We start from the raw sequence: 25783 nt of genomic DNA, 5'->3' as shown, positions 1-25783 counted from the left end.
AATTGGAGCGCTGGATCATTATCCCAATTACCTTTAGAAGTAGAATTTTATAAGAAGTCTAATAAAATCACCTAACAAAAGTATGTTTAAAGAATATAAAATTTATAAGTTTTTTGAACAAGTTAAACAAGAAACTCATAAGGTAGTTTGGCCAACTAGAAAAGAGCTTGTTGCTTCAACATTAGTAGTGGTGGTAGCAGTTTTTATTTTTAGTTTAATTTGTTTGGTGCTTGATTATAGTATACATAATATAATGCAGCTTTTGCTTAATATTGGCAAGTAGTATAAGGAATAAATTGTGACAGAACAGAGTATAGATAATATATTGCCTCCTTCTGAAAAAAGTGTAAAGCAGTGGTATGTAGTACATACGGCATCAGGAGTAGAGAAACGCATAAAAGAAGATATGCTTAGAAAAATCGCTAAGCAGAAGATGGTGGATTTTTTTGAAGATATATTAATACCAGTTTTTGGAGTTTCTGAAGTTAAACGAGGTAAAAATGTCAAGGTAGAAAAAAAACTAATGCCGAGTTATATCTTGATAAAGATGAATATGACTGATAAATCCTGGCATTTGGTAAAAAATATACCTGGAGTAACCGGCTTTTTAGGAAGCAAAACCACACCAAAAGCTCTTACAGAAAGCGAAATACAAAATATTTTTAATAATTTGGAAGCAGAAGCTAAAGAAGCAAAAAATTCTAAATTGTATGAAGTTGGTGAAATAGTGACTGTTACAGATGGTCCTTTTGAAACTTTTATTGGTACGGTAGAGGAAATAGATCAAGAAAAAAATAGATTAAAAGTTTCAGTTTCAATATTTGGTAAAGCAACCCCAATAGAACTAAATTTTAATCAAGTAAAGAAAAATGATTAAAACTTTAAAATGATAGTATAAAACAACCGTCCAAGCTATCATTTTTACTTAATTATTTTTTATTTTAAGCTAATATTAGCAAAGTACGGTGTATAAATTACCTCTACGTAAGAGTGTTATAAAGTAATATTAATTCTAAGAGAAATAAGGATATTTATAAATGTCGCAGAAAGCAATAAAAGGTTATATTAATTTAATCATTCCGGCTGGCGGAGCTACTCCCGCTCCTCCTATAGGACCGGCACTTGGACAAAGAAAAGTTAATATTAAAACATTTTGTGATGAGTTTAATAATAGTACGAGTAGTATGGAAAAAGGAGTGCCTTTGCCCACTGTAATTACTGTTTATGAAGATAGTAGCTTTTCTTTTAAAATAAAAACCCCGCCGGCATCTTACTTTTTAAAGAAGTATGCTAAAATTACTAAAGGTTCTAGTGCGACTAAAAAAGAAGCCGTAGTAGGTAAAGTTACTATGGATGATTGCCGTGAAATTGCAAAGTTAAAAATACCTGATTTAAATACAAAAAATATTGAAGCAGCAACAAAAATTATTTGTGGTAGTGCTGCATCTATGGGACTTGAAGTGGTAGGAAATTAATTATTATGTCAAATAAGAAAGATGTTGCTGTAAAAATTAGCGGCGGTAAAAGAATAAGAGAAGCTAGAGAAAAAGTAAAATCAGATGCTTTATATAATTTAACAAATGCAATTGAGCGATTAAAATCAGCATCATATGTTAAATTTGATCCAACCTTAGAAATAGTTATGAAGCTTGGAATTGATCCTAGGCATTCTGATCAAATGGTACGCGGTGTAGTTAATTTACCTGCCGGTACAGGCAAAACCGTAAGAGTTGCCGTTATTTGTAAAGAAGAAAGAGAAGAAGAGGCTAAAAGTGCTGGAGCAGATTTAGTAGGTTCGACAAATATCATTGATGAAATTAAAATAGGAAAAATTAATTTTGATGTATGTATAGCCACTCCTGATATGATGGTAGCTATAGGTTCAGTTGCAAGAATTTTAGGGCCAAAAGGTTTAATGCCTAACCCTAAACTTGGTACCGTAACTTTAGATATTAAAAATGCTATTAAAAATGCTAAAAGCGGTCAGGTAGAATATAGAGCAGAGAAAGCAGGTATAATTCATGCAGGGCTTGGAAAATTATCTTTCCCAGACCAAGATTTATTAAAAAATTTAAATACGTTTATTGAAGCAGTAGTTAAAGCAAAACCTGTCGGATTAAAAGGAAGTTATTTAAAAGCAATGTATTTATCTTCTACTATGGGAGTATCGGTACAAATAGATTTAACTAGTATAGCATAATTTTTATAGTCGTTTAACGATAGTATACTAATAATAAAAAAGTTTTATTATTTTAAGCATTTGTATCAGTTTTAATATATTAAACTGGTTATAAAAGGAGAATTAAAAGGTGTTAAGATCAGAAAAACCAGTAGCAGTAAAGGAGATTGTAAATATTTATAAAGAATCGCCATCTGTAATTATTACTCATTATCACGGGTTAACCGTTAGTCAAGTGAGTTCGCTTAGAGAATTACTTAAGTCTAAAGAAGCAGGTTTTAAAGTAGTTAAAAATACTTTAGCAAAAATAGCTGCAAATCAAACAGGGCTTGATAATATTGCTAATTTATTTGCAGGTCCTACTGCTATTGCTTATTCTAAAGAACCGGTTGAGATGGCAAAATTAGTAGTTAATTTTGCTAAGGCTAATGATAATCTTAAGATTATTGGTGGAATAGTCGATAATCACGTGTTAGATGAGCATTCAATAAAAGAACTTTCTAAGCTACCTTCACTTAACGAGCTTAGAGGTAAAATTGTTTGGTTATTACAAGCACCGGCTACTAAGGTTGTAGGTGTTTTACAAGCCCCGTCTTCGAGTATGGCGAGAGTAATACAAGCGCATGCTAGTAAAAATTAACTTAATATAAAAAAGTAAAAAGGAAAAAATTATGGCAGATTTAGCTAAAATTGAAGAACAATTATCATCATTAACATTAATGCAAGCAGCTGAGCTTGTGAAAATGCTAGAAGAAAAATGGGATGTATCTGCAGTAGCACCTGTAGCAGTAGCAGCGACTCATGCGGCTCCTGCGGCTGAAGCAGCTGCTGAAAAAACCGAATTTGAAGTAGTTTTAGCGGCTGTAGGTGACAAGAAAGTTGAAGTAATTAAAGTTGTAAAAGATATCACAGGTCTTGGTTTAATTGAAGCTAAGAAATTAGTTGATGAAGCTCCAAAGCCGATTAAAAGCAATGTGAAAAAAGCAGAAGCAGAAGAAATCAAAGGTAAGTTAGAAGTTGCCGGAGCAAAAGTTGAATTAAAATAATTATTTTTGCATTAGGTTCTGTAAAGAAAAGTTAAATTATTTGTATTTTTAAGTAAAAATTAATAAGATTCTTGCTGGGATAGTTATCTCTGTTCCAAAAAACTTATAATTTGTAATTAAAAAGAACTAAATATAGATTAATTTCTCTTTACAGAACCTAATGTTTTTTGCATCACAGATAAAAATTTTATAGCTTTAAATTAACTTCTTAAAATCTAAAAAGCCTTATTTTAGCGATTAAATTTGAACAAGGCTTTTTTGTTTAAAAATTATTTTAAAGCTAATTTAAGTTATTTTTTTGAAATAGAATAAAGCTATTCACTAAAAGTCTTATTAATTAAAATAATTTTATTAACGTACCATACGTCTAGAAATTTAAATTATTGAAATTTCCTAGGTTCTGTGAACATTTCTAATTAATTTGTTATTATTAGATATTTTAAGTAAAAATTAATAAGATTTTTAAAGAAATAGCTACCTATTTTTCTTATAATTTTTTGTAGCAAAAAAATAGCCAAAATTAAATCTTTTTAGAAATGTTCACAGAGCCTATACAAGGTCTGTAGTTAATTCATTTGAATTTGGTGACAGGTGTGAGAAGCGAAGCCTATAATAGGCAAGCCGATGAACAACGAAGAGCCAAGTTCAAATCAATTGACTATAAACAAGAAGCTTACTAGGTTTCTTTAATTTAGGTTCTATGCAAAAAAAATTTAAAACAGTATAGTTTAGTTTTTTACTGTAAATTATAAGCATCTTATTGACATAGGTATCTATTCCAATAAGAGCTTTATTGCTTAAAATATAAATAATTTAAATTTTATATACAGAACCTAGTCATTTCAATACGGGCAGTAATTTTATCAGTCAGGAGATTATATGGTTTCATTAAGGGATAATATAGAAGCACAACCCTTGTCACATAATAGAAGAATAAGAAAAAATTTCGGTCACATAAATTTAGTAGCAGATATACCGAATTTGATTGAAATTCAAAAAAATTCATATGAAAAAAACTTTCTACAACTAAATATTAAAGATTCTGAAAGAAAAAACAAAGGTTTACAATCTATATTAAACTCAATTTTTCCTATTTCAGATTCCTCTAATATTGCTAATTTAGAATTTGTAAAATATGAATTCGATACTCCAAAATATGATGTAGAAGAGTGTAGTCACAGAAGTTTAAGTTATGCCGCCCCCCTTAAAGTTACCTTAAGATTAAGTATTTGGGATATGGATGAGGATACCGGTACTAGAGAAATTAAAGGTATTAAAGAGCAAGAAGTATATATGGGTGATATCCCATTAATGACTAAAAACGGTACTTTTATTATCAACGGTACGGAAAGAGTAGTTGTATCACAAATGCATCGCTCACCAGGTGTATTCTTTTATCATGATGAAGGAAAAGTCCACTCTTCTGGCAAACTTTTATATTCTGCTCGTGTTATTCCATATAGAGGGTCTTGGCTTGATTTAGAGTTTGACGCTAAGGATGTTATTTATTTCAGAATTGATAGAAAAAGAAAGCTTTATGCTACTACTTTGCTTAGAGCTATAGGTATGGGTACTGAAGAAATTATAAAATTTTACTATAATTCAGTAACTTATAAGCTTGTTAAAAATAAAGGGTGGGCGGTTAAATTTATACCTCAGCATATTAGTGCTCATCGTTTAACAAGTGATTTAGTAGATGCAGATACCGGAAATATTTTACTGAAAGCAGGGCAAAAAATTACCACACGTTTGGCTAAAAAATATTTTGGAGAAGGGCTTAATAATATTTTAGTAGCTCATGAAACTTTAATCGGCAAATATCTATCCGAAGATTTAAGAGATCCTGCAAGTGATGAAATATTAGCAAAAATCGGCGAAATGATTACTGCTGATATGCTAAATGTTATTAATGATCTTAAAATTAAAAATGTTAACGTATTAGTGATCAATCCTCAATCTGGTCCATATATAAGAAACACCTTATTTGCTGATAAAAACCAGGACCGCGAGGCAGCATTATGCGACATTTTCAGAGTTCTAAGACCAGGCGAACCTGCTAATATTGAAGCAGCCGAAAGTCTGTTTTATAATTTATTTTTTGATGCAGAAAGATATGATCTTTCGGAAGTCGGGCGAATAAAAATGAATCCTAGGTTAGAGCTGAATATTTCTGAAGAAGTTACAGTTTTAACAATTGATGATATTAAAAATATCGTAAGAGTTTTAGTAGAGCTTAAAGACGGTAAAGGTATCATAGATGATATTGATCATTTAGGTAATAGAAGGGTTAGATCGGTAGGTGAATTGATAGAAAATCAATTTAGAATAGGTTTAGTCCGAATGGAAAAATCCGTAATTGAAAGGATGTCGGCAGGTGATGTTGATACCGTAATGCCTCATGATTTAGTAAATTCTAAAATTTTAGTTTCGGTAGTAAAAGAATTTTTTAGTACTTCGCAATTATCGCAGTTTATGGATCAAACAAATCCATTATCAGAAATAACTCATAAAAGAAGGTTATCGGCCCTCGGTCCGGGAGGTCTTAGTCGAGATCGAGCAGGTTTTGAGGTGCGTGACGTACACCCGACTCACTATGGTCGTATTTGTCCTATTGAAACACCTGAAGGTCAGAATATCGGGTTAATTAACTCTATGGCTACTTATGCTAGGATAAATAAACACGGTTTTATAGAGAGTCCATATAGAAAAGTTAAGGATGGGCGTGTAACTGATGAAGTGGTATATCTTTCTGCTATTGAAGAAGGTAGATACAAAATCGGACAAGCAAACTCTAAAATTGACAAAGATGGAGTATTACAAGGGGAGTTTATTAATTGCCGAGTTGAAGGTGGTAATTTTGTAATGGCAGAGCCGCATGAGGTGGACTTCATTGATGTAACCCCTATGCAGGTAGTATCGGTTGCGGCTTCTCTAATACCTTTCTTAGAAAATGATGATGCTAACCGTGCTTTGATGGGCTCAAACATGCAAAGACAGGCAGTTCCCTTAATTAAAACGGATGCACCTTTTGTAGGTACCGGAGTTGAAGGGGTGGTAGCTAAAGATTCCGGAGCATCGGTACTTGCGTTACATGACGGTATTGTTGAGCAAATAGATTCAAATAGAATCGTAATTAGAACTCTAGAACAAAAAGTTGACGGTTCTCCTTCGGTTGATATTTATAATTTATTAAAATTCCAAAAATCTAATCATAATACTTGTATAAATCAAAAACCTTTAGTTAAGGTTGGTCATTACGTTAAGAAAAACGATATTATAGCTGACGGTCCTAGTACGGACAACGGTGAAATTGCTTTAGGTAGAAACGTGCTTGTGGCTTTCTTACCTTGGAATGGTTATAATTTTGAAGATTCAATTTTAATATCCGAGCGTATAGTAAAAGAAGATGTATTTACATCTATTCATATTGAAGAGTTTGAAGTAATAGCTAGAGATACACGTCTTGGTCCTGAAGAAATTACTCGTGATATACCGAATGTAAGTGAAGAAGCGTTGCGTCATCTTGATGAGGTCGGAATAATTTATGTAGGTGCAGAAGTAAAAGCCGGCGATATTTTAGTCGGAAAAGTAACGCCGAAAAGCGAGTCACCTATTACTCCTGAAGAAAAATTATTGCGTGCTATTTTTGGAGAAAAAGCTTTTGACGTGAAAGATTCATCTTTGCATGTGCCTTCTGGAGTTAGCGGAACTGTGGTAGAAGTAAGGGTATTTTCTCGTAGAGGTGTAGAAAAAGACCAGCGAGCTATTGCTATTGAAAAACAGCAAATTGAAAAATTAGCAAAAGACAGAGAGGATGAATTAGAAATTATTGAACATTTTGTGTTTAGTTGGCTTGAAAAACTTTTAGTAGGGCAAGTGATTATTAACGGTCCTAAGCAAGTAAAAGTCGGACAAACAATTACTAACGAAACGCTGAAAGGTTTATCTAAAGGGCAATTTTGGCAGTTTACTGTGGAAGATGCAAATGTAATGAATGAAATAGAGCGGGTTAAGACTCATTATGATGAGAAAAAATATACTCTCGATAAAAGATTCGCCACTAAGGTAGAGAAATTGCAAAGTGGTGATGATTTACCTCAGGGAGCTTTAAAAGTAGTAAAAGTATTTATCGCAACTAAGCATAAATTACAACCAGGTGATAAAATGGCAGGAAGACACGGAAATAAAGGTGTTATTTCACGTATCTTGCCTGAAGAAGATATGCCATTTTTAGAAAATGGAAGAGTAGTAGATATCATTCTTAACCCCCTTGGCCTTCCGTCCCGTATGAATATAGGACAGATTTTAGAAACACATCTTGGGTGGGCATCAATAAATTTAGCAAAAAAAATATCCGAATTAGTCAAGGAATATCAAAATAAACAGATCGGTATTGAGCAGATTAAGAAGTTCTTAATTGAGCTGTACGGGGAAGATATTAATCCTATACTTGAAAGATCAGAAGAGGAGATTATCTCTTTCTGTAAGAAAGTAGATAAAGGCGTACATTTTGCAACTCCTGTATTTGACGGAGCAAAAGTTCAGGATGTTAAAGATATGCTAAAACTTGCCGGTCAAGATCCTTCAGGACAAGTAAAATTAATTGACGGTAGAACTGGTGAATATTTTGATCGTCTAGTAACCGTCGGACAGAAATATTTGCTGAAATTGCATCATTTAGTCGATAATAAAATTCACTCCCGTTCTATAGGACCTTATAGCTTAGTAACACAGCAACCGCTTGGAGGTAAATCTCATTTTGGTGGACAGCGTTTTGGGGAAATGGAATGCTGGGCTCTGCAAGCTTACGGTGCAGCTTATACTTTACAAGAGATGTTAACGGTTAAGTCAGATGACGTAAACGGTAGAATTAAAACTTATGATTCTATAGTGCGCGGTGAAAATAATTTTGAATCAGGTATTCCTGAGTCATTTAATGTTATGATAAAAGAGTTTAGATCTTTATGTCTTAACGTAAAACTTGAAGTGACTTCGAGTTAAATGTATGCTTGGTGAATTTCAAAAATTGGCTACGTCGTCTAGCAAGTTCTGCGGTACTCACGTATTAAGTATACGCTCCGCTCCTCGCCTTGCAGACCCTTGCTCTTTTTGAAATTGACCTTCGCAGTACCTTTTAATGGCTGGATTCCCGCCTTCGCGGGAATGACATAAACGAGGCATGCAACAAGGCTGAATAAGTCACGTGGTGACATTTTTAGAGTACGAGTAATTTTTAAGGAAAAGTATTTATGAGTGTAGTAAATTTTTACGGACAATTAAGTAATACTCAACAATTTGATCAGATAAGGATTAATATAGCAAGTCCCGATCAAGTACGTTCGTGGTCTTTCGGTGAAGTAACAAAACCTGAAACAATTAACTATCGAACTTTTAAACCTGAAAAAGACGGTTTATTTTGTGCAAGAATTTTCGGTCCGGTAAAAGATTACGAATGTCTTTGCGGTAAATATAAGCGGATGAAAAACCGTGGTATTACTTGTGAGAAATGTGGTGTTGAAGTTACGGTTTCTAGAGTAAGACGTGAAAGAATGGGGCATATTGAACTTGCAGCCCCCGTTGCTCATATTTGGTTTTTAAAGTCACTGCCTTCAAGAATTAGTACGATTCTTGATATGACGATGCGAGATGTAGAAAAGATTCTTTATTTTGAAAATTATGTAGTAGTTGACCCAGGGTTATCGATTTTACAAAAAGGCGAACTCCTAACAGAGGAAGAATTACAGAAAGCAAAAGATAAGTATGGTGAAGATGCGTTTACTGCGTCTATTGGTGCAGAAGTAATACAACAAATGCTAAAAGAACTTGATTTTTTAAAGTTAAAGCAAGAATTATACGAAGAATTACAAACCACTTCTTCAGAGGTCAAAAAGAAAAAGTTAGTAAAGCGTTTAAAATTAGTAGAGGATTTTTTAGAGTCGGAAAATAAGCCGGAATGGATGATTATGGATGTTTTACCTGTGATTCCTCCTGAAATTAGACCGCTTGTTATGCTTGATGGTGGAAGATTTGCTACTTCAGATTTAAATGAACTTTATAGAAGAGTAATTAATAGAAATAATCGTTTAAAGAAATTAATAGAGTCAAAAGCGCCTGATATAATAGTAAGGAACGAAAAAAGAATGTTACAAGAAGCGGTGGATGCATTATTTGATAATGGCCGCCGCGGCAGAGCAGCAAAAAATGCTAATAAGCGTCCATTTAAATCATTAAGTGACATGCTTAAAGGTAAGCAGGGTCGTTTTCGTCAGAACCTGCTTGGTAAGAGGGTTGATTACTCAGGACGTTCGGTTATCGTAGTAGGACCTGAGCTTAAGCTTCACCAGTGCGGCTTACCTAAAAAAATGGCGTTAGAGCTATTTAAGCCGTTTATTTACTCTAAGCTTGAATTATACGGTATCGCTACAACTATTAAAGCTGCTAAAAGAATGGTGGAAGCTGAAAAACCTGAAGTTTGGGATGTGCTTGAAGAAGTGATAAGAGAGCATCCGGTTTTACTTAATAGAGCCCCAACGTTACATAGGCTTGGTATTCAAGCATTTGAACCTTTATTAATTGAAGGTAAAGCGATTCAGCTTCACCCACTTGTTTGTGCTGCGTTTAATGCGGATTTTGACGGTGATCAGATGGCGGTACATATTCCATTATCGATTGAAGCGCAGCTTGAAGCTAGGGTATTTATGATGTCTACAAATAATATCTTAAGCCCTGCTAACGGACGTCCTATTATTGTACCGGATAAAGATATAGTACTTGGTTTATATTATCTAACCCTTGCATTTAATAATGAAGTAGGCGAAGGGATGATATTCGCGGACCTAGCTGAGATGGAGCATGCTCTATATAATAAATTTATAACTATCCATACAAAGATAAAATATCGTAGAAATCAGCTAAATGCTGAAGGTAAAATGGTTCCTGTTATCATTGATACTACTTACGGTAGATTAATAGTTGGCGAGTTATTGCCTTCTAATCCTAATATAGAATTTAAATTTATAAATAAACAACTAACTAAAAAAGACATATCATTAGTTATAGATTTAGTTTATCGTCACTGCGGTCAAAAAGCTACTGTGATTTTTGCTGATCAGTTAATGAAATTAGGTTTTAAATATGCTTGTTCCTCAGGCATTTCTTTTGGAATGGACGATATGGTAGTGCCGGAATCTAAGAGTACTCATATCAATGAAACTCAACTTGAAATAAAAGAATTTGAACAACAATATTCAAACGGTTTAATTACTTACGGTGAAAAATATAATAAAGTAGTTGATGCTTGGTCAAGATGTACCGATAGAGTAGCAAACGACATGATGAAAGAGATTGCTACGCCACCGATTAATGATGATCCGAATCATCAGAAAATAAATGCCATATATATGATGGCTATTTCAGGTGCAAGGGGTTCTTTCCAACAAATTAAGCAGCTTGGTGGTATGCGTGGTCTTATGACCAAGTCAAACGGGCAGATTATACCTACCCCTATTAAATCTAACTTTAAAGAGGGATTAACTGAATTTGAGTGCTTCAATTCTGCTAACGGAATGCGTAAAGGGCAAATAGATACGGCTTTAAAAACTGCAAGTTCAGGCTACTTAACAAGAAAATTAGTAGATGTTGCACAGGATTGTATTATTACTGAAAGAGATTGTGGAACAGATAAAGGAATTGAAGTTAAAAGCGCTATTGAAGGTGGTGAAATTATAGTACCTTTAGCTGAAAAGATTCTAGGTCGTACTGCTGCTATCGATATATTTCATCCGGTAACTAATGATCTAATCCTCAATAAAGGCGAGTTAATTAATGAAGCTAAGCTAGAGCAGATTGAATCCGCGGGCTTAGATAGAATTATGATTAAATCTGTATTAACTTGTGAAAGTACTATCGGTATATGTAGCATATGTTACGGTAGAGATCTTGCTACCGGCACGTTGGTGTCGGAGGGTGAAGCAATCGGGGTTATTGCTGCTCAATCTATCGGTGAACCTGGTACGCAGTTAACCATGAGAACTTTCCATATCGGGGGAGCGGTAACAAAAGGTGCTGAGGTTTCTTCCGTAGAAGCTTCATACGATGCAAAAGTTAAGATCATAAGCCGTAACGTTGTTATTAATTCCGAAGAACGCAAAATTGTTATGAGTCGAAATTGTGAATTATTGCTGCTTGACAATAATGGTAACGAAAAAGCTCGTCATAAAATTCCATACGGAGCTAGATTACTTGTTGATGACGGTGATATGGTGACTAAAACTCAAAAACTAGCGGAGTGGGATCCCTACACTATACCTATTATTACCGAGAAATCAGGTAAAGTTTTATTCAAAGATATGGTTGACGGTATTTCTATTCGTGACGTAACTGACGAAGCTACCGGAATACCAAGTAAAGTTATTATTGAATCAAAGCAATATTCACGCGGTGCAGAATTACGCCCTCGTATACAGCTTTTAGATTCTAAAGGTGAAGTCATTACCTTATCAAACGGTTTAGAAGCTAGGTATTACTTGCCGGTTGGAGCAGTTTTAAGTGTAGAGGACGGAGTGCAAATATCGGTAGGTGATATTATTGCACGTATACCGAAAGAATCGACTACTACTAAAGATATTACCGGTGGTTTACCGAGGGTTGCTGAGCTTGTAGAAGCAAGACGCCCTAAAGATCATGCAGTTATTGCTGAGATTGACGGTAGAGTAGAATTCGGTAAAGACTATAAATCTAAGAGACGTATTATTATACATCCGATTGATGAAACAATGTCTATTGAGTATATGGTACCAAAAGGCAAGCATGTTGTAGTCAATGAAGGTGATTTCGTCAAAAAAGGTGATTTATTGATTGACGGTAATCCGGTACTTCAAGACATTTTAAAAGTAATGGGTGTAGAGGTTCTTGCAAATTATATTGTTAAAGAGATTCAAGCCGTTTATCGTCTACAAGGTGTAAAGATTGATGATAAGCATATAGAAGTTATTATTCGTCAGATGTTACAAAAAGTAGAGATTACAGATTCAGGCGGAACTACCTTATTAGCAGGTGAAAAAATAGATAGACATGAATTCGAGGAGATAAATGAAAGAGCTATTAAAAATGGTTTAAAACCTGCTGAAGCCCAATTAATATTACAAGGTATTACTAAAGCTTCTCTGCAAACTAGATCATTTATCTCTGCGGCATCATTCCAAGAGACTACTAGAGTTTTAACTGAAGCGGCTATTGCCGGCAAAGTAGATAAGTTACGAGGGCTAAAAGAAAACGTAATAGTTGGACGATTAGTACCTGCCGGAACCGGTTACTTTATGGATAAAATGCGTAAAGCAGCCGCAAAGCTTGATGAAGAGAATGTATAAATCTGACAAAGAATAAGATTTTAATCTTATCCTAAACTGATGTTACGAATGTTTAGTGTGTTATTCCTGCTTTCGCAGGAATGACTATAGTACCGGACAATTTTTTTCGATGTCATTTCTAGCTAAAGGCGGGAGTCCATTACTTTAAAGCCATTTTAGAGCTTAATTTGAAAAGCAAAAAACCTTTGAAATTAAGATTTTTTAAAAGCTCGATTTATCTCGCTTTACCCTGGATTCCAGCTTTCGCGGAAATGACATCGAACGAATTATAGTAAAAGCAGTTAATAACAAACGATTGGTGCTATTAAAGGCTCATAGTTTTGACCTAAATAAGATACCAGTTGTTCACAGGTATTAGTGTTATTGCTCTCATAATTATAATTACCGTATAATTGTAATCTTGCTAAAGAATCTTCATATCGGAAGTTTTCAAGTATTTCTTGATGATTACGTATTCGCCATTCTGCCAAATAATCCTCAATATAGACTTTTTGTACTTCTTGACAAATTTCATCATGTAAAGCTTTTAACATGAGTAAGTTTACGACAGGGTTAATATTATTATTAGTAATCTTAATTTCTTCACGTTTTTGATCAACAGGTAATTTACAAATTAAAGATTCTTTACTATTTATTTCTGCTTTATCTATCTCAAGATTTTCTGATTCAGCTTTGACCTCTTTTTCAAATTTATTTTTGGGAAGAGTGCTTTCACATCTGTTATTTCAAGTTCCCCTTCTTTTTTACCTACCTCATAAGCTTTAGAAACAATTTGTTTATAAATAACATCAATTAATTCTCGTTTTGTTTGTATTTCGTCAGAATAGTTTACTCCTCCTTCATTCCAAAATTTTGCTATTTTAGAAAAAGCAGGAATATATTTACCAGCCTTTGCTAAAAATTTTTGTATAAATGTAGGTTCAATAATAGGTGCTAATGTAGGGGTTTCTTCATATTGTTTAAATACATATTCAACAATTTTAGGTATATTTTGATCTGTTTCTATCTCATCAGGTAAGCCATGTAATATTTTTGGCTATTGCTTGATCAATCTTCTTATATTAAATATTAACCCCGATCCATGTCCATACCGAATTAGCTGAAAGACAAAGCTTTGTTACATAAAATGCTAGTGATATAGGTAGAGATAATAGCTTTAAATAATTAAGGTAAGTATAGCGTATTGGATGAGGCGCGAGACTATAAACCTCGTCCATATCACAGTTTAATTCACATGATGTTTTAATCATTGTGTATTTCTGTTTAATCAAGTAAGGAGTGATGTCATGTATTAGCATATGATTACTTAAATTTAACTAATTCGACAGCAAAATATAAAAAACATTAACATTTATCAACTATTATTTAATGGGATTTTGTTTTAAATCAATTATAATACTTGCAAAGTTTTAGCAAGATAAATAGAATTATCCAAAGTCAAAAGTAATATAAGGAATAAGTATGCTTAATATAAATTTTGTGAATGAAGAATCATCTACTAATCAAGGTCTAGTAGTTTTTATTGATGAACAGTTAAAGCTTGATAGTAATTTAATAACACTTGATCAACAACATCACGGATTAATTTCTAAAACTATTAAGAATAAACTGCAATTTACCGGTAAATATGGACAGATCAAGGTTATTCCGTCCGTTATTAAATCAGGCGAGATTAAATATTTGATAATAGCGGGTCTTGGGAATGAAGAAAAATTAACTGAAGCAAAAATCGAAGAGTTAGGGGGCAAAATCTTACGGCATGCAACCAGTAGCAAAATTTCTACTATTGACTTAAAGATTATAAATAGAATAAGCAAATTTACATCCCAAACATTTGTATCTTTAATTGCTAGCGGTGTGTTTCTCGCTTCTTACAGATTTGATAAATATAGAACTACTTTAAAAGAAACAGAGAAGTTCGCAGTAGAATCAATTGAAATTTTTACTGACAATAATTCGGAAGCAATAAAGTTATTTGAAGTCAAAAAATTAATTGCTGAGGCAGTATTTTTTACAAGAGATATATGTAATGAACCGTCAAATATTAAAACTCCACAAGTCTATGCCGAAAGAATAGTTGATATATTTGAGCCACTCGGAGTAGATGTCGACGTTATCGGTGAACGTGAGATGAAAAATCTTGGTATGGGAGCATTACTTGGTGTTGGACAAGGTTCACAAAATGAGTCAAAATTAGTGGTTATGGAGTATAAAGGTGGCAGTAAAAATGCTCCTACTATTGCTTTGGTCGGTAAAGGAGTGATTTTTGATACAGGCGGTATTTCCTTAAAACCATCAAGTAATATGCATTTAATGAGATATGATATGGGAGGTTCTGCAGCAGTTGTGGGCGCCATGATTGCGGTCGCCGGTCAAAAATTACCTGTAAATATAGTTGGTGTTGTAGGGATTGTCGAAAATATGCCGTCCGGTAATGCACAGCGTCCTGGGGACGTCGTAACTACTATGTCAGGGCAAACTGCTGAAGTTTTAAATACCGACGCAGAAGGGCGTTTAGTACTTGCTGATGCTGTTTGGTATGCACAAGAAAAATTTAAGCCTAAATGTGTGATTGATGTTGCAACTCTAACAGGAGCAATAACTGTGGCACTAGGTAGCACATATGCCGGTTGTTTTGCCAATAACGATGAGTTAGCTGATAAGTTAATAAAAGCAGGGGAAGAAGTTAATGAAAAACTTTGGAGAATGCCGCTTCATGATGAGTATGATGCAATGATTAACTCCGACATAGCTGATATGGCAAATATCGGTAACGTACCAGGAGTTGCCGGAAGCTCTACGGCTGCTCATTTCATTAAGCGCTTCATTATAGAGGGAGTAGATTGGGCTCATTTAGATATAGCAGGCGTTGCAAATAGTAATAAAGCTTCAGCGCTTGGTCCTAAGGGAGCTGTGGGGTACGGCGTGAGATTACTAGAGAAATTCATCAAGGAATATACTTAATGTTATTCTTGCTTTTAGAGGCGTTGTTGTATGGCTCGAGAAAAGTGTTCGATGTCATTCCTGCGAAAGCAGGAATCCATCATAAAGCGAGATAAATCGAGCTTTTAATTTCAAAAATTTGCTGTATGTATATTTTTTTTCTGGATTCCCGCTTTCGCGGGAATGACATAAAATTTCGTTTATTCTGAATATAATTATGAACACAATAAATAAACCTTATATATTTGTTGTAGGTAATGAGAAAGGCGGAGCAGGTAAAACTACCTGCTGCCTGCATCTAATAATAGCTTTGCTTTACCAAAATTATTCGGTAGTAAGTATAGATACCGACTCACGCCAAAGTTCTTTAACAAACTATTTAAAAAATCGAGATTCATATAATAAACAAAACCCTAATAAACTCGTATTAGTACCGAAGCATTTTCATATATCTGAAGGAGAGATAGGGTGGCAAGCCAAGAGTTTTGAGAAGATGCTAGAAAATAATCAAAATGCCGATTATATCGTGGTTGATACGCCTGGTAGTCATACTGCTTTATCAAGAATTGCTCATTCTTACGCTGATACAATTATTACACCGATTAATGATAGTTTTCTAGATTTAGACGTGATAGCAAAAATTGACAGCAAAGACGAAATTATCAGTCCGTCAATCTACAGCCAAATGATTTGGGAACAGAAAATGCAGCGAGCAAGTCGTGATAGAGGTAGTATAGATTGGATAATATTGCGTAATCGCCTAAGTAACCTTGATGCGTTGAATAAAAGGCGAGTAGGAAATGTATTAGCTAAACTTGCAAAAAGAATCAATTTTAAACTTACTGAAGGTTTTAGTGAGCGTGTAATATATAAAGAATTATTCCTGCAAGGTCTAACATTACTTGATCTAAAAACTGCAAAATATGATAGAGCATTTAATAGCTCACATGTGCTTGCACGCCAAGAACTACGAAACTTTTTAGACTTTTTAGGCATTAAAACCATACTCAAAAGTTAATTCATTAAAGTTTTTCTTGTATAAAGTTAAAAAATATATATAATGTGCAACATTAGTATGTTTTAACTTTTTAAAAGAAACAAATGCCAAATATTGCTGAAAATATTTCACCGAACCAACGAAAAGCAGCGGATGAGCTTATTAATAAATATAAAAATTTAACTCCTGAAGAACAAAAAGAAGTTGATAGAAAACTTGAATCACATTTCAGAGAAAAAAATCTTGAACGAAATGATCTTCAGTTAAGAATGAATAAGATATTTGGTAATCTATCAAGCGAAAATCAAGAAAAATTACAAGCAAGTAATAATTCTATAAATAAAATTAAAGATGAGTTATTACCGTTAATTAAGGGAATAATAAATTTAGTAGAAAATGTTGCAGAGATAATTAAAAATCCTAAGAAAGCAATATATGAATGGATTAAAGGTGAGTTAAGTCAAGCAAAACCTCAACAGCAAAATTATCAGCGGCTCCCATCAAAGCCAAAAGTTGCCGCAATATCAAGATAAATTTTTAGTTTTTATTTGCGAAAATTTGTAATTTTATGTATATAATATAAGGAAAATCGTATAATAAAAAATAAAAATGCATAAATATAGAACTCATAATTGTAACGAATTACAAATTTCTGATGTTAAGAAAGAAGTTAAACTATCAGGTTGGGTACATCGAAGAAGAGATCATGGTAATTTGGTTTTTATAGATTTACGTGATCATTACGGTATAACTCAAATCGTCTTTACCGATCAAAATCCAGAGCTTATGGATACGGCCGGCCGTTTGCGTTATGAGTCGGTAATCACTGTAACAGGAAAAGTGGTAGCAAGATCAAGTGATGCTATTAATGACACGCTTACCACCGGTCATATTGAAGTATTAGCCGGAGGATTTATTATTGAATCAGCTGCGGATACCCTACCTTTTGTTATTAATACCGAAAAAGACGCTCCGGAAGATTTAAGGCTTAAACATCGCTTTTTAGACCTTAGACGTGAGAAATTACATAATAATATAATACTCCGCTCACAAATTATTGCTCATATTCGTCATTTAATGACAACAAGAGGTTTTACTGAATTTCAAACACCGATTTTAACGGCAAGCTCACCTGAGGGTGCTAGGGATTTCTTAGTGCCGAGTAGAATACATTCGGGTAAGTTCTATGCGTTACCTCAAGCACCTCAGCAATTCAAGCAGCTTTTGATGGTTTCGGGGTTTGATCGTTATTTCCAAATTGCTCCTTGTTTTCGGGACGAAGATGCAAGAGCCGATAGATCACCTGGCGAATTTTATCAGCTAGACGTAGAAATGTCGTTTGTTACACAGGAAGACGTGTTTAGTACTATTGAGCCTGTCATGTATGATTTATTTACTAAATTTACGGATAAGAAAGTATCCAATACTCCTTTTGTTCGTATCCCATATAATGAATCTATGCTAAAATATGGCTCTGATAAGCCTGATTTACGAAATCCCATTATAATTGCCGATGTAACAGAAATATTTAAAGATTCTAATTTTACAATCTTTAGGGAAAATATTAAAAAAGGTAGTGTTGTTCGTGCTATTCCTACGCCTAAAGCTGCTTCATTACCTCGTAGCTTTTTCGATAAAATGATCGAGTTTGCGATATCCGAAGGGGCGAGGGGGCTTGGCTATATTCAATTTAGCGAAACCGGTGAAGCAAAAGGGCCGGTAGCAAAGTTTTTAACTGAGCAGCAATTAGATACTTTAAAAACTGTGGCTAATATAAGTAATGGTGATGCAGTGTTTTTTGCTAGTGATAAAAAGGAAAAAGCTGCCAAACTCGCCGGCAAGATTAGAATTAGAATAGCAGAGGAGCTAGATTTACTTGAAAAAGATTGCTTTAAATTCTGCTGGATTACTGACTTTCCATTTTATGAATTAAATGAAGAAACAAGTAAAATTGACTTTAGCCATAATCCGTTTTCTATGCCGCATGGTGGTTTAGAAGCTCTAGAAAATGCTAAAACAACGGAAGAACTACTTGAGCTTACCGCGTACCAATATGATATTGTTTGTAACGGCACTGAACTTTCTAGTGGTGCTATTAGAAACCATAAGCCGGAAATTATGTATAAGGCATTTGTCATAGCAGGTTATAGTGAAGAGGAAGTTGATAAAAGATTTGGGGGAATGATTAGAGCATTTAAGTTTGGTTCTCCGCCGCATGGTGGCATAGCTCCAGGAATTGACCGAATTGTTATGCTACTTGCGGAAGCTAATAATATAAGAGAAATAATTGCATTTCCTTTAAACCAACAAGCCGAAGATTTACTTATGAGTGCTCCAAGCTATGTAGAGGATAAGGCTCTAAAGGAGCTAAGTATTATGCTCTCACCGTCAGCCCCTAAGAATATGAAATAAACTTCGCATAATAAATTAAATTATTTATTCAATTATGTATATACATTGGTGTTGCTGCCTAACGCTGCATCATCGGGTCATTATTTTATAATAAGTACAAGACTCTGCTAACAAGGTTAATAATGTTAGTAATAGTCTGTTTGGTGAAAGTTTAATAATGCAATATGATGCGGTATAAATAAATACCAATTTGCTATAGCATAATTCAGAAAGCTTCAGATAAGATGAATTTAAAAACAAGTCTGCACAGCGTAGATAACCAGACGAGTCATGCGAAATTCGCTTGTATCAAGCTTTATGAAATATGCTGTGCATTATCTCCTATTGTTATTAACTCATCCTCTTTAATTTTGGTATTAGCTTGACTAAAAATCTTTGATAATATTAAATCATCTATATCATTCATTAATTCCTGTGAAGTAACGCCTTCATGATTAGGTATATTTATAGGTGCTTCCTTTTTTACTAATATAGATATTACCGTATAATTATAATTCTCACTATAGATAGCCAAATGTAACGTCGTATCGCCAGCAGAATTTGGTAGTTTAATATTTGCTCCTTTTTCTATAAAATATTTTGTTATTGTTATGCAACCACTTTTACCAAATAAATGTAACGGTGTATTCCCCGCGTTATCCCTAACAGTAATATCAATATTATTATCTAAAAGCAGCTTTATGATTTCTGTATAGCCTCTTGAAGCAGATATATGCGTTAAAGTCCAACTGTTTTCTTCGTCTATAATAGTATTGGCAAAATTTATTAACAATTCTTTCACCGCTCCGTTAATAGAACTATTATATTTTAATAATAAATTAACTGTTTCAAAGTAACTTTTTCTAACAGCAATTTGTAATATGTCTATTTTACCTGGAGCTAATATATGTGCATTTGCGTTATGTGTTAAAAGCAACTCTACTACCCTAGAGTGATTATTCATAACAGCTAGATGTAACATAGTAAAACCACCATCATCCTTAAGGTTAATATCTACTTTATCTATGAGTAGTTCTATGATTTTCTTATAATCTTTTGCTGCACTCGTATGTAGGATAGTAAAACACTCTTTAGTTATATGAAGGTTAGGATTATGTTCTAAAAAGAGTTTTAATATTTGAATTTTATCCTCTAAAACTATAACATCATTTAATATCAATAAATCAAGTGATGCTTCACCTTTATTATTAAGTGCATTAATATCAATTTCATGTTTCAGTAGATTTTCTATTACCGCAATGCTTCTACCATCAAAATTTGTAATAGCTAAGTGTAGTGCGGTATATCCTGCGTTGGTGGTAACTTTTAGATTAGTCTTCCTGTGAATTAAGTCTTGCAAGACCGAAGAATTTTTAGCAATAACTGCCAAATGTAATATGGAGTAACCTTGATCATCCCTTATATTGTCAATCTCACTTATAGAGAGTTGTTTTGTTAGATTCTTATAAGCTTTAATTCTCTGATTACTAATAGCATCATTCAGTTTTTTAATTAAACTGACAATCCCCCCTCATCTTTATTAATACCAATAGCGAAATTCATGCAGATTCAACTATTAAGGTCTTAACACCAAATTTTGTAAGATTCGCTTATACTCACGTATTAATACACACTACGTTAATTTCACTTTTAAATTTAATGTCAAGATCTTAATGCTTTTTGCTGTAACCAGCTATTGGTGATCGTAGCCTCTATAGACGAAAATATAAAGTCTTTCTAATTTCTTCTATTGCCTAAAAATCTCATTAAATATAGGAAAAGATTTATAAAATCTAAATATAAAGTAAAGGCTGCCATAATAGAAAGCTTTTGTCCTACTTCATCGTTTCCTGCTGTATAATACATAGACTTAATCTTTTGAGTATCCCAAGCTATTAAACCCATAAATACTACTATTCCAATAAGAGAAGTGGCAAAAGAAAGAGCTGAGCTTTTCAAAAACAGATTAACTAGCGAAGCAATTATAAGACCTATAAGACCCATTGCAAAGAATGAACCCATGGATGTTAGATCTTTACTTGTACTATAACCGTATAAGCTCATTGCTCCAAAAACAGAAGAACAAATGAAAAAAGTACGTGCTATTGATGCCCCGGTATAAATAAGAGCTAGATATGCAAGCGACATACCGGTTAAAGCGGCATAAACCCAAAATAATACTTGAGCTGTTTGTAAGCTCATGCGTCCGAAGCCCATAAAGAAATATAAAGCAATACCAAGCGGTGCAAACATTATAATAGTGCCAAAGCCGGTTTGAAACATTAAGTTATATAGCGGTTCAACTGATATAGTCGTTACGGCTGCTACGCCGGTTAATAAAAGTGCTAAAGCCATATAATTATATACTTTAAGCATGTATTTTTTTAAGCCTTCATCAAAAGTTTTATTTTTTGAGGCTGTTGTTAAAGTTTTTGTATAATCGATCATAAACAAACCTATATGTATTTATATAATAAAATATAGCCTGTTAGAAGTATTTTTTCAAGCTATATTAATTATATTTTATATGTGACTGTTAACAAAATAAATTTTAAATCTAATTAAATTACTTTTTGCTGCAAATTATAAAATTTTTTTGAAATAGGAGTAGCTATTCTTTCAAAAATCTAATTAATTTTCGGGTCGCACCTCCATTTTACAGATGTGGATATTAAATGCTATACGTTCAATAAGAGTTCCGATGACTTTATCATGAATATCCAATGACTTGGAAAAACAAATTGTTTTACGTGTCAGTCTTTTGCATCTTGTTCTAAGATTTAAGTTACCCCGTTCTATCCGTTGAGTATATTTTTTACTAACAATGTGTTTTTTGGGATCTAATAACCTAGCATAACTTCCCTATCCATCTGTAAAGTAAAAAGTAACCTTAAAATCCTCCAGTTTTTTTCAGTAATGATTCTGATGTGCTATCACATCTTGTACCAAAAGTATAAGCAACTACTTTTAACAAAATCTTATCCAAAGAATATCAAAGCCATCTTTGTTTGGATTTATTCTGTACATAAGACCATTGTTCATCTATTTCAGGAGCAATAATTACTTCTATCGTATTGATAGAATGATTTATCTTTTTTAACGCTAGATTTTTTTAAAACACGGATAACCGTATTGATACCCACTTTTAATACTCTTACTGTATCCCTAACTCCAGAGCCATTGATTGACATATCTACTATCTGAGCCTTGACTCCAGGCTTAGAGGCATTATTAATATATTACAGTTAAAAATATCGATTACACTGCTTGCATTGATATCTCTGTTGTTTTGAAATTGAATATCCCGCCTTTACTACTTTTTCTGTGTCGTTATAATATCTACACTTAACATCTATTCTTGATCTACACTTAACATCTATTCTTGCCATAACTCCTTAACTATAATTCTCTTTTATTACTGTTTGAGGATTATAGACTATTCATGCTAAGCTGCAATACGGGGGCGCGGCCACCCCTGTCATTCCCGCGCAGGCGGGAATCCAGAAAAATAACTTCAATATTGCTATTGCTACAGAGTTACATAATTGATTATATAACAATATAAAAACTTGTTTTTTTTATATGGTTATACTGGATTCCCGCTTTCGCGGGAATGACATATAAAGCCGCTTAAACCTAGACAATAATGCCATTTTACGAAAACAACTTTCCAATTCCGCTACGTAATAGATTTTTAGGATTCATTTTACTTGCTTTTTTCATCATCTCGCTTATTTGTCTATGTTGCTTTAGCAAAATATTTACTTTTTGTACCGTGGTCCCTGCTCCAGCAGCTATACGTTTTCTACGAGAGGCATTAATCATATCGGGGTTTTTACGCTCTTTCAGCGTCATAGATAAAATAATTGCCTCTTGATGTTCAAGTATTTTACTATTTAATTTTGATTGATCTATTTGATCCATAATTTTACCGCTTCCCGGTAACATACTAAGTATACCTCCAAATCCCCCCATTTTTTTTATGCTTCTCATTTGCTGCATATAATCATTTAGATCAAATTTACCTTTTTTTAATTTAGATGCCGTTTTTTCGGCTTCTTCTCTATCAACTATACTGGCGGCTTTTTCAACAAAGGAGATAATATCGCCCATATCGAGTATTCGAGAAGCTAAACGTTCAGCATTGAATTCCTCTAAATCAGTTAGCTTTTCACCACTACTTAAAAATTTAATCGGCTTTTTAGTAATATATTTTACACTAAGTGCCGCACCACCCTTAGAATCACCGTCAATTCTAGATAAAATTAATCCTGAAATTTCTAACTCCTCATTAAAGCTACTTGCCGTAACTACTGCATCCTGCCCTGTCATACTGTCAATTACTAATAAAGTTTCCGTAGGTTCTACTATCTTTTTTATTGCAAGGGCCTCATTCATCATCTCTTTATCAATTTGTGTACGACCTGCCGTATCATAAATTACAACGTCATAAGCAGAGAGCTTAGCTTCAGCGATAGCTCTTTTGACAATATCAAGAGGTTTCTCACCTTTAACAATCGGTAATGAATCAATACTCACTGAACTTGCAAGTATCGCTAGCTGCTCTTGTGCTGCGGGTCTATAAGTATCAAGAGATACAAGTAGAGGCCTTTTATTTTGATTCTTAAGACGTAAAGCAATCTTTCCACTCGCCGTAGTTTTACCGCTACCTTGCAGACCTACCATTAATAAATTTACCGGCGGCTTTGAATTTAAATTTAACTTTGTATCGCTTTCACTCGAAGCTAGGAGATTTATCATCTCTTCATGAATAATTTTAATTATCATCTGTCCAGGTGAAACAGACTTAATAACCTCCTGCCCTAAAGCTTTTTGTTTAGCTTCTGCTATAAAATTTTTTATCACCGGCAATGCTACATCCGACTCCAAAAGAGCTACTCTTATATCCCTCATAGTAGCATCTATTTGAGCTTCCGTTAAAATTCCTGAGCTGACTAGTCTATCAAAAATCTTCGTTAAATTTTGTGTTAAAGTTTTAAACATGTAAGTAATTTAATTTATAAAGTCCTAATATATTTTGCCCAATATGTTTTAGCAACAATAATATTTTATGGTTTTATGGGCATTGCCTGGAAACAGTTGGTTCATGGTGTAATTTAGTTTTTTGATGTCATTCCCACGAAAGTGGAAACCAGGGTAAAGCGAGATAAATCGAGCTTTTAATTTTAAAAATTTGCTGTATTTATGCTTTTTTCCCGGATTCCCGCTTTCGCGGGAATGACATCGAAACCTCAGATAAACTGTTTTTAAGCAACCTCTGTTTTATGGATAACATGTAGGATAGTATCGGATTCAATAGACCTATTCGGAAAGTCGCTTATAGGGAGGAATTTGAAGGAGACACTTCACCTCGAACCGCAACGAGCTTAAACATACGTGAGGATTAGGGGTTAGGATCGACGTACAAATTACTCCTAGAAGTAAAATTTCCAAGTAGGTCTAATTACTAGAGAACTCATTCACCACTAATATATAACTTGTTTTTAAGTCTAAATCATAATCAATGGTATTATATATTAACTTTTTTATGTCGATAAATTTTTGCAGTAAATATGAAGGATGCTTATTCGGTAGTTTATTAAAAATCTTATTTTCCAAATCTAGGAGTTCAATATTAATGTTAGCAGATTTTTTAAGGATTCTATTCATTAATAATAATATATTATCAATAAAATCTAGCCATAATTCTCGGTCTTTAGTAGTAAAACGATTAATAAAATCTAACGTTTCATTATCTGCTATCGGCTGAATAAACTCGGAATATAATTCGTTTTTAGTATGGTGGATAGATGATCTAACATTAATTTTAAAACATCTTGATCTAATTGTAGAAATAATACTTGCAGCTCTTGAAGTAATTAAAAAAATATAACTATTCTTTGGCGCATCTTCAAGAATTTTTAAGCAAGAATTAGCCGCATTCAAATTCATAAGATCCGCCGAATAAATTACGGCAATTTTATAACCTGAAATTGCAGAAGTCTTACTTAAAAAATCTTGTAACTTTCTTATTTGCTCTATAGAAATATTTTTAACATTAGATGTACTTGGAGTTTCCCTAGCGATAAAATGATAATCAGGATTGTTTATGAGAGGAATATTATTCTTAAAAAGCTTTAAATATATAAAATCTTCTAAATCTCTTAAAGCCTGTCTTATATTTTCAGCTTCAATAAGCCAGCTGTTATATAACTTGTTATGTTTTAAGTTAAACTCTAGATTTTCGATTATCAATGGTTGTAATATCGTTATAAATTCTACTTAAGAAGCATTATATATCATTCCGGCTTTTGCAAAGCATTGTTGCATGAGCCGGTTTTTCTAGTGTCGCCCCGCAAGCTTGTAGCGGGGTTCGAGAATTATCAGTACTATAAGTTACTTCCTTATCATTAATTACAAGCTTCTTTCATTTTTCTTCCTGCTCTAAAAGTAGGTTGATTGTAAGCATCTATCTTCATTTTTGCTCCGGTTTTTGGATTACGACCCTCACGTGCTTTTCTATGATGTATTTCAAATGAACCGAAACCTGTTATATTAATATTATGGTGACTATTTATAGCACTAATCACACTATCAAGAACTAAATTAAGTGCTTTCTCGGCATCAGCTTTTGTTAATGATTTATGTGAAGCATGTTTATGATTATGACCATGGTCGGTCATAAATGCTATAAATTCGGTTTTATTCATTTTTTTTGATTCTTGTTTGTTATGTGTACTCATAATAAAATCAACTCTCCTTTAATGGGTTAATATGTATTGATGTTTTTTTATAAAACAATATATACAACTGACAATAATATGCATCAATATATTTTTTATGTGAGTTAATTATAACA

20 protein-coding genes and 1 pseudogene are annotated in these 25783 nt (G+C 33.4%); 12 read left to right on the top strand and 9 right to left on the bottom strand.

Features of this window, described 5'->3' with window-relative positions; genetic code table 11:
- The first annotated feature begins 82 nt into the window (after positions 1 to 82).
- From secE to rpoC, 8 genes are all read left to right on the top strand, one after another.
- Positions 83 to 283, top strand: coding sequence for a preprotein translocase subunit SecE (secE, locus tag AAGD46_RS07210; protein ID WP_341787111.1), 201 nt, complete (start codon positions 83 to 85; stop codon positions 281 to 283).
- A 15-nt stretch (positions 284 to 298) separates the two neighbouring features.
- Complete coding sequence (nusG, locus tag AAGD46_RS07205; protein WP_341787110.1) at positions 299 to 877, top strand: transcription termination/antitermination protein NusG; 579 nt, start codon at positions 299 to 301, stop codon at positions 875 to 877.
- A 160-nt stretch (positions 878 to 1037) separates the two neighbouring features.
- Positions 1038 to 1475, top strand: a complete 438-nt coding sequence (gene rplK, locus AAGD46_RS07200) for a 50S ribosomal protein L11 (RefSeq protein WP_341787109.1) — start codon at positions 1038 to 1040, stop codon at positions 1473 to 1475.
- Positions 1476 to 1480: 5 nt separating this feature from the next.
- Entirely contained in the window at positions 1481 to 2200 is a 720-nt protein-coding gene (rplA, locus tag AAGD46_RS07195) for a 50S ribosomal protein L1 (RefSeq protein WP_341787108.1), read from the top strand.
- Positions 2201 to 2309: 109 nt separating this feature from the next.
- On the top strand, positions 2310 to 2819 hold the full coding sequence (gene rplJ, locus AAGD46_RS07190; protein WP_341787107.1) for a 50S ribosomal protein L10: 510 nt from the start codon (positions 2310 to 2312) through the stop codon (positions 2817 to 2819).
- Between the two features lie 31 nt (positions 2820 to 2850).
- Positions 2851 to 3225 (top strand): 50S ribosomal protein L7/L12, encoded by a 375-nt coding sequence (rplL, locus tag AAGD46_RS07185; protein WP_341787106.1) that lies wholly within the window; start codon positions 2851 to 2853, stop codon positions 3223 to 3225.
- Between the two features lie 879 nt (positions 3226 to 4104).
- Positions 4105 to 8226: a DNA-directed RNA polymerase subunit beta gene (gene rpoB / locus AAGD46_RS07180; RefSeq protein ID WP_341787105.1), complete on the top strand. Its 4122-nt coding sequence runs from the start codon at positions 4105 to 4107 to the stop codon at positions 8224 to 8226.
- Positions 8227 to 8474: 248 nt separating this feature from the next.
- On the top strand, positions 8475 to 12593 hold the full coding sequence (rpoC, locus tag AAGD46_RS07175) for a DNA-directed RNA polymerase subunit beta' (protein WP_341787104.1): 4119 nt from the start codon (positions 8475 to 8477) through the stop codon (positions 12591 to 12593).
- 281 nt (positions 12594 to 12874) lie between these two features.
- On the opposite strand, the pseudogene AAGD46_RS07170 reads toward rpoC, so the two are convergent.
- Positions 12875 to 13891, bottom strand: a pseudogene (locus AAGD46_RS07170) (DNA-binding protein).
- Between the two features lie 163 nt (positions 13892 to 14054).
- Here AAGD46_RS07170 and AAGD46_RS07165 point away from each other — a divergent pair.
- From AAGD46_RS07165 to aspS, 4 genes are all read left to right on the top strand, one after another.
- Positions 14055 to 15557: a leucyl aminopeptidase gene (locus AAGD46_RS07165; protein WP_341787103.1), complete on the top strand. Its 1503-nt coding sequence runs from the start codon at positions 14055 to 14057 to the stop codon at positions 15555 to 15557.
- Positions 15558 to 15753: 196 nt separating this feature from the next.
- Positions 15754 to 16554: a division plane positioning ATPase MipZ gene (locus AAGD46_RS07160; protein ID WP_341787102.1), complete on the top strand. Its 801-nt coding sequence runs from the start codon at positions 15754 to 15756 to the stop codon at positions 16552 to 16554.
- Positions 16555 to 16637: 83 nt separating this feature from the next.
- Positions 16638 to 17066 (top strand): DUF3106 domain-containing protein, encoded by a 429-nt coding sequence (locus AAGD46_RS07155; protein ID WP_341787101.1) that lies wholly within the window; start codon positions 16638 to 16640, stop codon positions 17064 to 17066.
- Between the two features lie 76 nt (positions 17067 to 17142).
- On the top strand, positions 17143 to 18945 hold the full coding sequence (gene aspS / locus AAGD46_RS07150; protein WP_341787100.1) for an aspartate--tRNA ligase: 1803 nt from the start codon (positions 17143 to 17145) through the stop codon (positions 18943 to 18945).
- Between the two features lie 295 nt (positions 18946 to 19240).
- Here aspS and AAGD46_RS07145 read toward each other — a convergent pair whose 3' ends face one another.
- From AAGD46_RS07145 to AAGD46_RS07115, 8 genes are all read right to left on the bottom strand, one after another.
- Positions 19241 to 20347, bottom strand: a complete 1107-nt coding sequence (locus AAGD46_RS07145) for an ankyrin repeat domain-containing protein (protein ID WP_341787937.1) — start codon at positions 20345 to 20347, stop codon at positions 19241 to 19243.
- A gap of 314 nt (positions 20348 to 20661) precedes the next feature.
- A complete protein-coding gene (locus tag AAGD46_RS07140; RefSeq protein WP_341787099.1) occupies positions 20662 to 21372 on the bottom strand; it encodes a Bax inhibitor-1/YccA family protein in 711 nt (236 codons plus the stop codon).
- Positions 21373 to 21555: 183 nt separating this feature from the next.
- Positions 21556 to 21750, bottom strand: coding sequence for an IS1 family transposase (locus tag AAGD46_RS09685; protein ID WP_410525990.1), 195 nt, complete (start codon positions 21748 to 21750; stop codon positions 21556 to 21558).
- Positions 21751 to 21916: 166 nt separating this feature from the next.
- Entirely contained in the window at positions 21917 to 21970 is a 54-nt protein-coding gene (locus AAGD46_RS09680) for a hypothetical protein (protein ID WP_410525952.1), read from the bottom strand.
- 1 nt (position 21971) lies between these two features.
- A complete protein-coding gene (locus AAGD46_RS09675; RefSeq protein WP_341786690.1) occupies positions 21972 to 22115 on the bottom strand; it encodes an IS1-like element transposase in 144 nt (47 codons plus the stop codon).
- Positions 22116 to 22578: 463 nt separating this feature from the next.
- On the bottom strand, positions 22579 to 23928 hold the full coding sequence (gene ffh / locus AAGD46_RS07130; protein ID WP_341787098.1) for a signal recognition particle protein: 1350 nt from the start codon (positions 23926 to 23928) through the stop codon (positions 22579 to 22581).
- Positions 23929 to 24384: 456 nt separating this feature from the next.
- Positions 24385 to 25179 carry a DNA polymerase III subunit delta' gene (locus AAGD46_RS07120; protein WP_341787097.1) on the bottom strand — a complete coding sequence of 265 codons (795 nt, stop codon included), beginning with the start codon at positions 25177 to 25179 and terminating at the stop codon, positions 24385 to 24387.
- A gap of 155 nt (positions 25180 to 25334) precedes the next feature.
- Positions 25335 to 25667, bottom strand: a complete 333-nt coding sequence (locus AAGD46_RS07115; RefSeq protein WP_341787096.1) for an HU family DNA-binding protein — start codon at positions 25665 to 25667, stop codon at positions 25335 to 25337.
- Positions 25668 to 25783 lie beyond the last annotated feature (116 nt).

It is taken from the genome of Rickettsia endosymbiont of Cantharis rufa (assembly GCF_964026445.1).
Lineage (GTDB): Bacteria > Pseudomonadota > Alphaproteobacteria > Rickettsiales > Rickettsiaceae > Rickettsia.
This window is presented reverse-complemented; position numbering and strand designations above follow the sequence as displayed.

Excerpts from the sequence above, each read along its gene's own strand:
- aspS (WP_341787100.1), top strand. The coding sequence starts at position 17,143 with ATGCATAAATATAGAACTCATAATTGTAACGAATTACAAATTTCTGAT.
- rpoB (WP_341787105.1), top strand. The coding sequence starts at position 4,105 with ATGGTTTCATTAAGGGATAATATAGAAGCACAACCCTTGTCACATAAT.
- AAGD46_RS09675 (WP_341786690.1), bottom strand. The coding sequence starts at position 22,115 with ATGTCAATCAATGGCTCTGGAGTTAGGGATACAGTAAGAGTATTAAAA.
- AAGD46_RS07160 (WP_341787102.1), top strand. The coding sequence starts at position 15,754 with ATGAACACAATAAATAAACCTTATATATTTGTTGTAGGTAATGAGAAA.
- rplA (WP_341787108.1), top strand. The coding sequence starts at position 1,481 with ATGTCAAATAAGAAAGATGTTGCTGTAAAAATTAGCGGCGGTAAAAGA.
- secE (WP_341787111.1), top strand. The coding sequence starts at position 83 with ATGTTTAAAGAATATAAAATTTATAAGTTTTTTGAACAAGTTAAACAA.
- AAGD46_RS07155 (WP_341787101.1), top strand. The coding sequence starts at position 16,638 with ATGCCAAATATTGCTGAAAATATTTCACCGAACCAACGAAAAGCAGCG.
- ffh (WP_341787098.1), bottom strand. The coding sequence starts at position 23,928 with ATGTTTAAAACTTTAACACAAAATTTAACGAAGATTTTTGATAGACTA.
- rpoC (WP_341787104.1), top strand. The coding sequence starts at position 8,475 with ATGAGTGTAGTAAATTTTTACGGACAATTAAGTAATACTCAACAATTT.
- AAGD46_RS07115 (WP_341787096.1), bottom strand. The coding sequence starts at position 25,667 with ATGAGTACACATAACAAACAAGAATCAAAAAAAATGAATAAAACCGAA.
- AAGD46_RS07140 (WP_341787099.1), bottom strand. The coding sequence starts at position 21,372 with ATGATCGATTATACAAAAACTTTAACAACAGCCTCAAAAAATAAAACT.
- rplL (WP_341787106.1), top strand. The coding sequence starts at position 2,851 with ATGGCAGATTTAGCTAAAATTGAAGAACAATTATCATCATTAACATTA.
- AAGD46_RS07165 (WP_341787103.1), top strand. The coding sequence starts at position 14,055 with ATGCTTAATATAAATTTTGTGAATGAAGAATCATCTACTAATCAAGGT.
- rplK (WP_341787109.1), top strand. The coding sequence starts at position 1,038 with ATGTCGCAGAAAGCAATAAAAGGTTATATTAATTTAATCATTCCGGCT.